Source organism: Streptomyces sp. NPDC039462 (genome assembly GCF_055639375.1).
Map to the genome: position 1 here is coordinate 120,145 of NZ_JBVKAO010000011.1, position 12,336 is coordinate 132,480.

The following is a 12,336-nucleotide window of genomic DNA, read 5'->3' on the forward strand; positions in this document are numbered from 1 at the left end:
CACGGCAGGGAATTCCAGTCCGTCCGGCGCTTGAGGACGAGCGCGGAGCGCGACAAACCACCCACCCGCCGGCAGGCGACAACCCAGCGCAAGCCAAGGATCAAGCCCGTCCGGCGCTTGAGGACGCGAGCGCGCAGCGCGATGCCCCACCCCAAAGGCGCCCCGCCAGAATACGCTCGGGTGTATGACTGACGACCGCCCCGCCGAGGCCTCCCCCACCCCCCTCCGCAAGATCGAGACCCTCACCGCCCTCACCCCGGCGCAGGCCGACGCCGTGCTCGGGCTGCTCGCCGAGGCCGCCCGTACGGACGGCCAGCAGGCGGTGTCCGAGCAGGGGCGGCTGCAGCTCCGGGGAGGCCCCCGCGACGGCGTCCGGCACCTGCTGCTCACCGTCGGCGACCAGCTCGTCGGGTACGCGCAGCTGGAGGACACCGACCCCGTGGAGGCGCCCGCCGCCGAACTCGTCGTACACCCCTCGCGGCGCGGGCACGGGCACGGCAGGGCGCTCGGCACGGCGCTGCTGCACGAGTCGGGCCGGCGCCTGCGCGTATGGGCGCACGGCGGACACTCCGCGGCCCGCCACCTGGCACAGGTGCTCGGACTCGCGCTCTTCCGCGAACTGCGCCAGATGCGCCGCCCCTTGACGGACCAGGACCCGGCCCAGCCCCAGCCCCAGATCCAGGACCAGTCCCAGACACCGCTGGACCTGTCCGAGCCGCCCCTCCCCGAGGGCATCACCGTGCGTACCTTCGTGCCGGGCCAGGACGACGCGGCCTGGCTCGCGGTGAACGCCGAGGCCTTCGCGCACCACCCCGAGCAGGGCTCCCTCACCCAGCGCGACCTGGACGACCGCAAGGCGCAGCCGTGGTTCGACCCGGCGGGGTTCTTCCTGGCGGTGCGGGAGAGCGACGGCGAGCTGGTCGGCTTCCACTGGACGAAGGTGCACGCGGAGGAGCGCCTCGGCGAGGTGTACGTCCTGGGCGTGCGCCCCGGCGCCCAGGGCGGCGGCCTCGGCAAGGCGCTGACCACGACGGGCCTGCGCCACCTCGCGCAGGCGGGCCTGCCGACCGCGATGCTGTACGTGGACGCGGACAACAAGGCGGCCGTCAGCGTCTACGAACGCCTCGGCTTCGTCACGTACGAGACGGACCTGATGTACCGCACGGAGACCTGACCGACACCCGACCAACAGGGCCGGACCGACGGAGTCACGGGGCGGCGTCGCTTGACGCCGCCCCTCTTTTGCACCACCCTTTCACTACTCAATTAGTGAAAGGGTGGTGCAAGGCAGTGGTCGAATACCGCATCGACCGGCGCAGCGGCGTCGCCACCTACCTCCAGATCGTCCAGCAGACCCACCAGGCCCTCCGCCTCGGCCTGCTGGAACCCGGCGACAAGCTGCCCACGGCCCGTGAGGTCGTCGAGGCCACGGCCATCAACCCGAACACGGTCCTGAAGGCCTACCGCGAGCTGGAGCGCGAAGGCCTGGTGGAGGCCCGCCGCGGCCTCGGCACCTTCGTCCGCCGCACGCTGGGCAGCGCGCCCGCCGACTCACCGCTGCGGGGGGAGCTCGTCGAGTGGACCGCGCGGGCCCGGGCGGCGGGGCTGGAGAAGGACGACGTGGCAGCGCTCTTCAGCGCCGTACTGGAAGAACAGTTCGACTCCCCGGACACGGCACCCGCAACACCCGCAGCACCCGCGACACCCGCAACACCCGCAGCACCCGCGACACCCGCAGCACCCGCAGCAACCAAGGGGGACCCCGCATGACCGACACCGCCATCGAGGCACACACCCTGTCCAGACGCTTCGGCCGCCGCCAGGCCCTGCGCGACTGCTCCTTCCGCCTGCCGGTCGGGCGGATCTGCGCGGTCGTCGGCCCCAACGGCGCCGGCAAGTCCACGCTGCTCTCCCTCGCGGCCGGCCTCGACCGGCCCGGCGGCGGCACGCTGACCGTGCTCGGCACCAGCCCCGCGAAGGCCCGCGCCCGCGTGGCGTACGTGGCCCAGGACAAGCCGCTCCACCCGCGGCTGACCATCACCGACACGCTGCGGCTCGGCGCCGAACTCAACCCGGGCCGCTGGGACATGGCCGTCGCCGAGCGCGTCCTCGCCGGAGGCGCCCTCGATCCGGGCGCCCGCGTCCGCACGCTCTCGGGCGGCCAGCGCACCCGCGTCGCGCTCGCCCTCGCCCTCGGCAAGCGCGCCGAACTGCTGCTCCTGGACGAGCCGATGGCCGACCTCGACCCGCTCGCCCGGCACCAGCTCATGGGCACGCTCATGGCTGAGGCCGCCGAACACGGCACGACTGTCGTCATGTCCTCCCACATCGTCGGCGAACTGGCCGACGCCTGCGACCACTTGCTCCTCGTGTCCGACGGGCGCATCCGGCTCGGCGGCGGCATCGACGACCTCGTCACCGCGCACGCCCTGGTGACGGGCGTCCGCCCGGCCGCCGACCTCGCCCCGCACACCGTCATCGAGTCCCGCGCCACCGGCCGCGGCCTGACGGCCCTGATCCGCCCCGAGGGCCCGGTCGACGACGGCTGGGACGTACAAGAGCCTTCCCTGGAGGAACTGTTGCTCGCCCATCTCCGGTCCCCGGACGCGCCGCCCCTGCTGACGCCGGGCACGACCGCCACGTCCCGGCCGGGGGTGGCGGCATGAGCCTGCTGACTCTGCGAGGCCCGCGCTGGGTGGACGTGCGCGTGCACCGCACCGCGCTCCTGAGCGCCGGTGCCTTCGTCGTCCTCGCGGTCGCCTACTCCGGCTGGCTGCGCTGGGCGGCCGGCGCCTATCCGGTCTCTGACGACAACTGCGTCGTGGGCGAAGCCTGCGACTCCTTCCTCGGCTTCGCCAGCGCCAAGGACCTGCTCGACGCCAGCATGGAGAGCGGGTCCATAGGCCTGCTCCTCGTCCCGCTGCTCATCGGCGCGTTCGTCGCGGGCCCGCTGGTGGCACGCGAGTTGGAGAGCGGCGTCCACAAGGTCTCCTGGACGCAGTCCGTCTCACCCGCGCGCTGGCTCGCCGCCAAGCTGAGCACGGCCGCCGCGCTCGCCGCGCTCGGGACGCTCGTCCTCCTGGTGGCGTTCCGGCTCGGGGCCTCCGACGTGCTCGGCGGCCGTTCGCCCCTCCACTGGGCCGACCGGGGCGTCTACGAGGCGATCGGCCCCGTCCTCGTCGCGTACTCCCTGTTCGCCGTGGCGCTCGGCACGCTCATCGGGTTCGCCGTACGCCGCACGCTGCTCGCGATGGCCGCCACCGGGGCCATCACCGGGCTCGTCCTGTGGAGCCTCGGCAACATCCGCTGGCACCTGGTGCCGGTGGACACCGTCACCGGGCCCGCCACCAAGGGCAACACCTGGCCCACCAGGTTCCCGTGGGGCTCCTTCAGCATGGACCAGGGAGTCACCAACGCCGCAGGCGACCGCTTCAACGAGCACGCGTGCCTCCCGAAGCCGTCCCCCGGCTTCTCCTGCCCCACCGACACGAAGATCACCGGCTGGTACATGGACTACCACCCCCGGTCCCACTTCTGGCACGTCCAGTTGATCGAGACCGGCATCGTCCTCGCCCTCGCCGCCATCGCCACGTACGCGGTCTTCCGCCTCCTGCGCCACCGCACGGCTTGAACCGCACGGCCTGAACCGTACGATCGACGAAGACCCCCGGCCCTGTAGACGCCCGGGGGTCTTCGGCCGATGTCCCGCACGTCATGTCGCCGTAACCACTGATTCAGACAGCCTTGCGACGCTCGCTCAATGACGCCCGCCGCGCCCGACCCCGCCCCGGAGAACGGGAGGCTCCGCCTCACTCCCGCGCTCTCCGACGCGCCCATCGTCGTGCCCGCGCGGAACAATGGATCCATGAGCCAGCAGAACACGCAGGGACGAGTCCAGCACGCCCAGCCTTCCGTGGGTTCCATCGCCGCGCACCGGCCCGCCACCATCGCCGCCACCGTCTCCGACCTGGACCCCGACATCGACGCGGATCTCGACGCGTACGACGAGGACGCCGCGGTCGGCCACGACGGCGCCGAGCTGCCGCAGGGGCGGTTCCTGGACCGTGAACGCAGCTGGCTCGCCTTCAACGAAAGAGTGCTTGAACTCGCCGAGGACCCGCACACCCCCCTCCTCGAACGGGCGAATTTCCTGGCGATCTTCGCCTCGAACCTGGACGAGTTCTTCATGGTCCGCGTCGCCGGCCTCAAGCGCCGCATCGCGACCGGCGTCGCCACCCGTTCGGCCTCGGGCCTGCAGCCCCGCGAGGTCCTCGACCTCATCTGGAACCGCTCCCGCGAGCTCATGGCCCGGCACGCCGCCTGCTACCAGGACGATGTCGCGCCCGGCCTCGCCGAGGAGGGCATCCAGCTGGTGCGCTGGCACGAGCTGACCGAGAAGGAGCAGTCCCGGCTCTTCACGCTGTTCCGGCAGCAGATCTTCCCCGTCCTGACCCCGCTGGCCGTGGACCCCGCGCACCCCTTCCCGTACATCTCGGGGCTCTCCCTGAACCTCGCCGTGGTCGTGCGCAACCCCGTCTCCGGCCACCAGCACTTCGCACGCGTGAAGGTCCCTCCGCTGCTCTCCCGCTTCCTGGAGGCCTCCCCGCAGCGGTACGTCCCCATAGAGGACGTCATCGCCGCGCCCGCGCACCTCCAGGAGCTCTTCCCGGGCATGGAGATCCAGGAGCACCACATGTTCCGGCTCACCAGGAACGAGGACCTGGAGGTCGAGGAGGACGACGCGGAGAACCTGCTCCAGGCCCTGGAGAAGGAGCTCATGCGGCGCCGCTTCGGGCCGCCCGTGCGCCTGGAGGTCGAGGAGACCATCGCTCCGAACGTCCTCAGCCTGCTGGTGCGCGAGCTGAAGATCAGCGAGGCCGAGGTCTACCCGCTGCCGGGACCGCTCGACCTCACCGGCCTCTTCAGCATCGCCAAGCTGGACCGGCCCGAGCTGAAGTACCCGAAGTTCGTGGCCGGCACCCACCGCGACCTCGCCGAGGTCGAGTCGGCGTCCGCCCCCGACATATTCGCCGCCCTTCGCGAACGCGACGTACTCCTGCACCACCCGTACGACTCGTTCTCCACGTCCGTGCAGGCCTTCCTGGAGCAGGCGGCGTCCGACCCCGACGTCCTCGCCATCAAGCAGACGCTGTACCGCACCTCGGGCGACTCCCCGATAGTGGACGCGCTGATCGACGCCGCCGAGTCCGGCAAGCAGGTCCTCGTCCTCGTCGAGATCAAGGCCCGCTTCGACGAGCAGGCCAACATCAAGTGGGCCCGCAAGCTGGAGGAGGCCGGCTGCCACGTGGTCTACGGCATCGTCGGCCTCAAGACCCACTGCAAGCTCTCCCTCGTCGTGCGCCAGGAGGGCGAGACCCTCATCCGCTACTCCCACGTGGGCACCGGCAACTACCACCCGAAGACCGCCCGCCTCTACGAGGACCTGGGCCTCCTCACCTCCAACGCGGAGGTCGGCGCGGACCTGTCCGACCTCTTCAACCGGCTCTCCGGCTACTCCCGCCGCGAGACCTTCCGCCGGCTGCTCGTGGCCCCCAAGTCCCTGCGCGACGGCCTCGTCTCCCGCATCAACAAGGAGACGCAGCACCACCGGGCGGGCCGCCCGGCCTACGTCCGCATCAAGGTCAACTCGATGGTCGACGAGGCGATCATCGACGCGCTCTACCGCGCGTCGCAGGCGGGCGTCGAGGTGGACGTGTGGGTGCGCGGCATCTGCGCGGTGCGCCCCGGCGTCGAGGGCCTCTCGGAGAACATTCGGGTACGTTCCGTCCTCGGCCGCTTCCTGGAACACTCCCGCGTCTTCGCCTTCGGCAACGGCGGCGAACCGGAGGTGTGGATCGGCAGCGCCGACATGATGCACCGCAATCTCGACCGCCGCATCGAGGCGCTGGTCCGGGTCCAGGACCCGGCGCACCGGGCGGCCCTCAGCCGGCTTCTGGAGACCGGCATGTCGGACACCACCGCCTCCTGGCACCTGGGCGCGGACGGCAACTGGACCCGCCACTCGGTGGACCCGGAAGGCCAGCCGCTGCGGAACGTGCAGGAGATGCTCATAGACGCCCGGAGGCGCCGGCGTGGCACAGCAACACCATGAGATGACGGGTACGAAGACGGCCACGGGCACGGGTATTGGCACCGGTGCCGGTGCCCGTGTCAGTGCCGCGGGCGATGCCCTCACGGCCTACCTGCAGGACCAGGCCACCGACTTCCTCCGCTCGCTGCGGCTGCACCGCGAGTCCACGACGGACGCGCAGGGTGCGGAGGAGTCCCTGGAGGCGGCCTGCGCCCTGCGCCGCGCGGCGCGCCGCATCGGCGCCACGCTGCACACGTTCCGCCCTCTCCTCGACCCGGACTGGGCCTCTTCCCTGCGCGCCGAACTGGCCTGGCTCTCCGGCACCTTGGCCCAGGAACACGCCTACGCCACCCGCCTGGACCGCCTCTCCACAGCCCTCCACCGCCTCTCGGGTCCACCACAACTCCCGCCGCCACCTTCACCGGTGGACAACCCCGAGCCCGCTGCCGCTGCGGCGGCTGGCACTGCCGCTCCCGCTGCGGCGACGCCCGGCGCTGCCGCTCCCGCTGTGGGCAGGCGTTCCGCACGGCGGAACGGGTGGGCACAGCCCACGGTGCCGGGTGCGATTGACGGAGGCAGTACCCCGCGAGGCCTGGCAGTAGGCGCAGCCAAAGCCGCCGCGCTACTGGAGCGGCAACTCACCCTCGCCAAGACCCGGGCCCACTCCACCACCCTCCAGGCCTTCGGCTCCTCCCGCTTCCACGCAGTGGCGGACAACGTGGCCGTACTGGCCAGCGAGGTCCCCCTCCGCGACGCCGCGAGGGACGACCTCCAGGCCCTCGCGGAACAGGCCAGGACCACCCTGACCGAAGCCGTCACCGCCCTCCCCCTCGGCCAGGCCGGCCACCCCTACAACGCGGGCGCCCTCTCCCACGGCCTCGCCCCCACGGACACCGCCCCGGACGCCCAGGACGCCCCGTGGCTGAAGGTCCGCTCCCTGCTGCGCCTGCACCGGTACGCCCAGGAAGTCCTGGGCCACCCGCACGCGGAGCCCCGTATCGCGGACGCGAGCCACGCCCTGAACGTCCACCGCGAGGCGGCGGCCGCGGCGGCCGCCGCGGCACACGCGGCGCGGACCCCGCGGATCGCCCCGGCCACGGCGTACGCCCTTGGCGTGCTCCACGCCGACCAGCGCCACGAGGTGGAGGCGGCACGTTTCGCCTTCCATCAGGCGTGGCTGCGCGAGGAGGCGAGGACCCGGTGACGTCCGACGAGAATCCGGTGCCGTACGAGGAGGGCCGGCCCGGCGAGGAGGTCGTCCACGCCGCCGGCTGCGTCCTGTGGCGGCCCGCCCCCACCGCACCGCACGGCATCGAACTCGCCCTGGTCCACCGCCCCAAGTGGTCGGACTGGTCCCACCCGAAGGGCAAGCTGAAGCACGGCGAGACGGCGGACGAGGCGGCCGTGCGGGAAGTCCTCGAAGAGACCGGCATGACGTGCGAGCTCGGCGCGGAGCTCCCCACGGCCCACTACAGGGACGCGCAGGGCCGCCCCAAGGAGGTCCGCTACTGGGCCGCCGAAGCGCGCTCCGGCACCTTCGTCCCCAACTCCGAGGTGTCGCACCTCCGGTGGCTGGACCCCGACGCGGCCCGCCGCCGCCTGACGCGCGAAAGAGACGCGGAACTCGTCACAGATCTGCTCGCGGCACTGACGAAGCGCTAGGCAGCCGTATCCCGCCGCTCGCGCAGAGCCCTGCAGAACTCCAGGCAGATCCAGACGCCCACGCCGGCGACGGTGAGCAGGACAGCCATGCCCAGAAGGAACGGGTAGATCATGCGCTGATCGTATCCGGCGCACTGGACCAGCCGTCTTCACCCTGCGTAGTCTGAGCGCTACTTTTTGTAACGCATCACCTAACCAGGCCGACCGCCGAGGTTCACCCGCCGTTCACTCGCGTCCATCGGCCGCTTCACTTGCCCTGCCTAATTTCGGCCTTACAACACGACGCAAGTCATCGCACGCCGCCAGCAAAGGGTCGGCGGCTCCCGGAAGGAAGACCCGAAAGTGAAGCTTCAGCGCAAGAACCGGCTCCGCGCCCTCTCCCTCGGCGCCCTCGCCGTCTCCGGCGCCCTGGCCCTCACGGCGTGCGGCTCCGACGACACGAGCTCGGGTGATGGCGGCAAGGAGACGAACGCCAACGCCAACATCAAGTGTGACGACGCCAAGGGCCAGCTCGCGGCCTCCGGCTCGTCCGCGCAGAAGAACGCGATCGACGCCTGGCGGAAGGTCTACACGACCAACTGCAAGGACGTGCAGCTGAACTACAACCCGACGGGCTCGGGCGCCGGCATCACCGCGTTCGTGCAGGGCCAGACCGCGTTCGCCGGTTCCGACTCGGCGCTGAAGCCCGAAGAGGTCGAGAAGTCGAAGAAGGTCTGCGAGGGCAGCCAGGCCATCAACCTGCCCATGGTGGGCGGCCCGATCGCCATCGGTTACAACGTCCCGGGCGTCGACAACCTGACCCTGGACGCCAAGACCCTGGCCGACATCTTCAACAACAAGATCAAGAGCTGGGACGACAAGGCGATCGAGAAGCTCAACCCCGACGTCAAGCTCCCCAGCACCAAGATCCAGGCCTTCCACCGCTCCGACGAGTCCGGCACCACGGACAACTTCACCAAGTACCTGAAGGGCGCCGCCCCGAGCGCCTGGCCGTACGAGCCGGGCAAGTCGTGGGAGCCCAAGGGCGGCCAGTCCGCGAACGGCTCCGCCGGTGTCGCGGGACAGGTCAAGCAGACCGCGGGCGCCATCTCGTACTTCGAGCTCTCCTACGCCGGTGAGGGCGTCAAGACCGTCGACCTGAAGACCGGGGCCAAGGAGCCGGTGAAGGCCACCGTCGACAACGCCTCCAAGGCCATCGCCGAGGCGAAGGTCATCGGCAAGGGCAAGGACCTCGCCCTGGAGCTGAACTACAAGCCGACCGCCGAGGGCGCCTACCCGATCACCCTGGTGACGTACGAGGTCGTCTGCGAGAAGGGCAACAAGGCGGAGACGCTCCCCGCCACCAAGTCCTTCCTGACCTACATCGCCAGCGAGGACGGCCAGAACGTCCTCAAGGAGAACGACTACGCGCCGATCCCGGCCGAGATCATCTCCAAGGTCCGCACCACCGTCGCGGGCCTGAGCTAGCTGAACCGAGTGCGGCCGGCCCCGCAAGGCCGGGCCGGCCGCACCGTCCGGTGCACCGCCGCCACGGAGCGCCTGCGACACCCGCACGGCGCCTCCGCAGACCGGAGAACCCCATGGACATACCAAGCAATACGACCGCACCCCCGCCCGTCGGCGACGCGAAGCCGACGGCCCCGGTGAGCAAGGCAGCCGCCCGCGGCGCCACCCGCCCCGGCGACAAGATCTTCCTCGGCCTCTCCCGGGGCTCCGGCATCGCGCTCCTCGTGATCATGGCCGCCATCGCGGCGTTCCTCACGTACCGCACGGTCCTCGCCCTCGCCGACAACACCGGCAACTTCCTCACCACCTTCGAGTGGGACCCGGCCGGCATGAGCACCGGGGGCAAGCCGTACTTCGGCATCGCCGTCCTGGTCTTCGGCACCGTGGTGAGCTCGGTCATCGCCCTCGCGATCGCGGTCCCCGTCGCCATCGGCATCGCGCTGTTCATCTCGCACTACGCGCCGCGCAGGCTCGCCTCCCCCATCGCGTACGTGATCGACCTGCTGGCCGCCGTACCCTCGATCGTGTACGGCCTGTGGGGCGCCCTCGTGGTCGCGCCCAACCTCACCGGCCTCTACAGCTGGCTCGACGACTACTTCGGCTGGACCGGGATCTTCGAGTACGAGGGCGGCGCCCCGCGCTCCCTGATGACCGTCGGCATCCTCCTCGCGATCATGATCCTGCCGATCATCACGAACGTGAGCCGCGAGGTCTTCCTCCAGGTCCCGAAGATGCACGAGGAGGCCGCGCTCGCCCTCGGCGCCACGCGCTGGGAGGTCATCCGCATGTCGGTGCTGCCCTTCGGCCGCTCCGGCATCATCTCCGCCTCGATGCTGGGCCTCGGCCGCGCGCTCGGCGAGACGATCGCCGTCGCCACCGTGCTCTCCCCGAACTTCGTCATCAACGCGTCCGTGCTCGACTACGGCGGCGGCACCTTCGCGCAGAACATCGCCAGCAAGTTCAACGAGGCCAGTGAGTACGGCCAGGACGCGCTCATCGCCTCCGGCCTGGTGCTCTTCGTCATCACCCTGCTGGTCAACGGCGCGGCCCGCCTGATCATCGCGCGCCGCAAGGAGTACTCGGGGGCCAACGCATGAGCACCACGACACCCACCCCGCCCGCGCCGCTCACCAAGCGGCCGTCCACCCTCAAGGCCGCGACACTGCCCCGCTGGTCACCGCTGGCCGTCGCCGCGGGATCGGCCGCCGTCGGCATCGGCATCGGCCTCGCGGCCGGCCTGGACAGCCGCATCCAGTGGGGCCTGATCGCCGCCGTCCTCTTCATCGTCGGGTCGTACGCACTCGCGGTCGCCGTCGAGGGCAGCCGACAGGCCAAGGACCGCCTCGCCACCTCGATGGTGTGGGTCATGTTCCTGCTCGCCGTCGTCCCGCTGGCCTCGCTGATCTACGAGACCGCGAAGCGCGGCATCAAGGTCTTCGACGTCTACTTCCTGACGCACTCCATGGGCGTCGTCGCCGACGAGGAGACGGGCGGCGGCATCTACCACGCGATCATCGGCAGCCTGGAGCAGGTGCTCCTGGCCTCCGTGATCGCCGTGCCGATCGGTCTGCTCACCGCGGTCTACCTCGTGGAGTACGGCCGCGGGAAGCTCGCCAAGACCGTCACGTTCTTCGTGGACGTCATGACCGGCATCCCGTCGATCGTCGCGGGCCTGTTCGTCCTCAGCTTCTGGATCCTGATCCTCGGCTTCGACTTCTCCGGCTGGGCCGGCGCCATGGCGCTCGCCATCCTGATGATGCCGGTGATCGTGCGCTCCACCGAGGAGATGCTCAAGCTCGTCCCGAACGAGCTGCGCGAGGCGTCGCTCGCCCTCGGCGTGCCGAAGTGGCGGACCATCCTCAAGGTCGTCCTGCCCACCGCGATCGGCGGCATCACCACGGGCGTCATGCTCTCGGTGGCCCGCATCGCCGGTGAGACCGCGCCGGTCCTGCTCCTGGTCTGGGTGACCCCCCTGATCAACACGAACCCGTTCGACGGGGCGCAGGGCTCGCTGCCGCTGTACATCTACCAGCAGTACGCGGCGGGCACCGACGCGTCGTACGACCGCGCCTGGGCCGCGGCCCTCGCCCTCATCGGCTTCATCATGATCCTCAACCTGGCGGCCCGCGGCGTAGCCCGCTGGAAGGCCCCCAAGACGGGCCGCTGAGCGGCCATATCAGCGACCTCTCCCGCAGAACTCCGAAAGAAGCAGTGATCCCCATGGCCAAGCGAATCGACGTATCGGGCCTCACCGCCTATTACGGCTCCCACAAGGCGATCGACGACATCTCCATGACCGTGGAGCCGCGCTCCGTGACGGCCTTCATCGGCCCGTCCGGCTGCGGCAAGTCCACGTTCCTGCGCACCCTGAACCGCATGCACGAGGTCACCCCCGGCGGCCGCGTCGAGGGCAAGGTGCTCCTGGACGACGAGGACCTGTACGGCAGCGGCGTCGACCCGGTGAACGTGCGCCGCACGGTCGGCATGGTCTTCCAGCGCCCGAACCCGTTCCCCACGATGTCGATCTTCGACAACGTCGCGGCGGGCCTGAAGCTCAACGGCTCGTACAAGAAGAACGAGCTGAACGACGTCGTCGAGAAGTCCCTCAAGGGCGCCAACCTCTGGAACGAGGTCAAGGACCGCCTCAACAAGCCCGGCTCGGGCCTCTCCGGCGGCCAGCAGCAGCGGCTGTGCATCGCGCGTGCCATCGCCGTCGAGCCCGACGTCCTCCTCATGGACGAGCCCTGCTCGGCCCTCGACCCGATCTCGACCCTCGCCATCGAGGACCTGATCGGCGAGCTGAAGGAGCGCTTCACGATCGTCATCGTGACGCACAACATGCAGCAGGCGGCCCGCGTCTCGGACCGCACCGCGTTCTTCAACCTGGCCGCCGTCGGCCAGCCCGGCAAGCTCGTCGAGATCGACGACACCGAGCGGATCTTCTCCAACCCGTCGGTGCAGGCGACCGAGGACTACATCTCGGGCCGCTTCGGCTAGGCCCCCCGACTCCCCGCGGTGCTGCATGGCGGTGCCACCGCAGGGACAACAAGAGAGGCCCGCCCCTGGCTCCCGGGGGC

The 12,336-nt window shown here is 70.7% G+C and carries 11 protein-coding genes; all 11 read left to right on the forward strand.

The window, feature by feature from the left end:
- The first annotated feature begins 184 nt into the window (after nucleotides 1-184).
- The 11 genes from mshD (at nucleotide 185) to pstB (ending at nucleotide 12,256) form a co-directional block, all read left to right on the forward strand.
- Nucleotides 185-1,174: a mycothiol synthase gene (gene mshD, locus ACZ7LU_RS39370; protein ID WP_471919584.1), complete on the forward strand. Its 990-nt coding sequence runs from the start codon at nucleotides 185-187 to the stop codon at nucleotides 1,172-1,174.
- 116 nt (nucleotides 1,175-1,290) lie between these two features.
- Nucleotides 1,291-1,770 (forward strand): GntR family transcriptional regulator, encoded by a 480-nt coding sequence (locus ACZ7LU_RS39375; RefSeq protein ID WP_471919585.1) that lies wholly within the window; start codon nucleotides 1,291-1,293, stop codon nucleotides 1,768-1,770.
- The gene (locus ACZ7LU_RS39380; protein ID WP_471919586.1) at nucleotides 1,767-2,666 is read left to right on the forward strand and encodes an ABC transporter ATP-binding protein; all 900 of its coding nucleotides are present in this window, start codon (nucleotides 1,767-1,769) and stop codon (nucleotides 2,664-2,666) included. The genes ACZ7LU_RS39375 and ACZ7LU_RS39380 overlap by 4 nt, the downstream gene beginning before the upstream one ends.
- Nucleotides 2,663-3,631 (forward strand): ABC transporter permease, encoded by a 969-nt coding sequence (locus ACZ7LU_RS39385; RefSeq protein WP_471919587.1) that lies wholly within the window; start codon nucleotides 2,663-2,665, stop codon nucleotides 3,629-3,631. The genes ACZ7LU_RS39380 and ACZ7LU_RS39385 overlap by 4 nt, the downstream gene beginning before the upstream one ends.
- 234 nt (nucleotides 3,632-3,865) lie before the next feature.
- The gene (locus tag ACZ7LU_RS39390) at nucleotides 3,866-6,112 is read left to right on the forward strand and encodes an RNA degradosome polyphosphate kinase (protein WP_398302744.1); all 2,247 of its coding nucleotides are present in this window, start codon (nucleotides 3,866-3,868) and stop codon (nucleotides 6,110-6,112) included.
- Entirely contained in the window at nucleotides 6,093-7,295 is a 1,203-nt protein-coding gene (locus tag ACZ7LU_RS39395; protein WP_471919588.1) for a CHAD domain-containing protein, read from the forward strand. The genes ACZ7LU_RS39390 and ACZ7LU_RS39395 overlap by 20 nt, the downstream gene beginning before the upstream one ends.
- Nucleotides 7,292-7,753, forward strand: coding sequence for an NUDIX hydrolase (locus tag ACZ7LU_RS39400; protein WP_471919589.1), 462 nt, complete (start codon nucleotides 7,292-7,294; stop codon nucleotides 7,751-7,753). The genes ACZ7LU_RS39395 and ACZ7LU_RS39400 overlap by 4 nt, the downstream gene beginning before the upstream one ends.
- A gap of 342 nt (nucleotides 7,754-8,095) precedes the next feature.
- Nucleotides 8,096-9,220, forward strand: coding sequence for a phosphate ABC transporter substrate-binding protein PstS (gene pstS / locus ACZ7LU_RS39405; protein ID WP_468305453.1), 1,125 nt, complete (start codon nucleotides 8,096-8,098; stop codon nucleotides 9,218-9,220).
- Between the two features lie 113 nt (nucleotides 9,221-9,333).
- The gene (pstC, locus tag ACZ7LU_RS39410) at nucleotides 9,334-10,356 is read left to right on the forward strand and encodes a phosphate ABC transporter permease subunit PstC (protein WP_398302736.1); all 1,023 of its coding nucleotides are present in this window, start codon (nucleotides 9,334-9,336) and stop codon (nucleotides 10,354-10,356) included.
- Nucleotides 10,353-11,426 (forward strand): phosphate ABC transporter permease PstA, encoded by a 1,074-nt coding sequence (pstA, locus tag ACZ7LU_RS39415; protein ID WP_468305456.1) that lies wholly within the window; start codon nucleotides 10,353-10,355, stop codon nucleotides 11,424-11,426. The genes pstC and pstA overlap by 4 nt, the downstream gene beginning before the upstream one ends.
- 53 nt (nucleotides 11,427-11,479) lie before the next feature.
- Nucleotides 11,480-12,256 (forward strand): phosphate ABC transporter ATP-binding protein PstB, encoded by a 777-nt coding sequence (gene pstB / locus ACZ7LU_RS39420; RefSeq protein ID WP_398302733.1) that lies wholly within the window; start codon nucleotides 11,480-11,482, stop codon nucleotides 12,254-12,256.
- Nucleotides 12,257-12,336 lie beyond the last annotated feature (80 nt).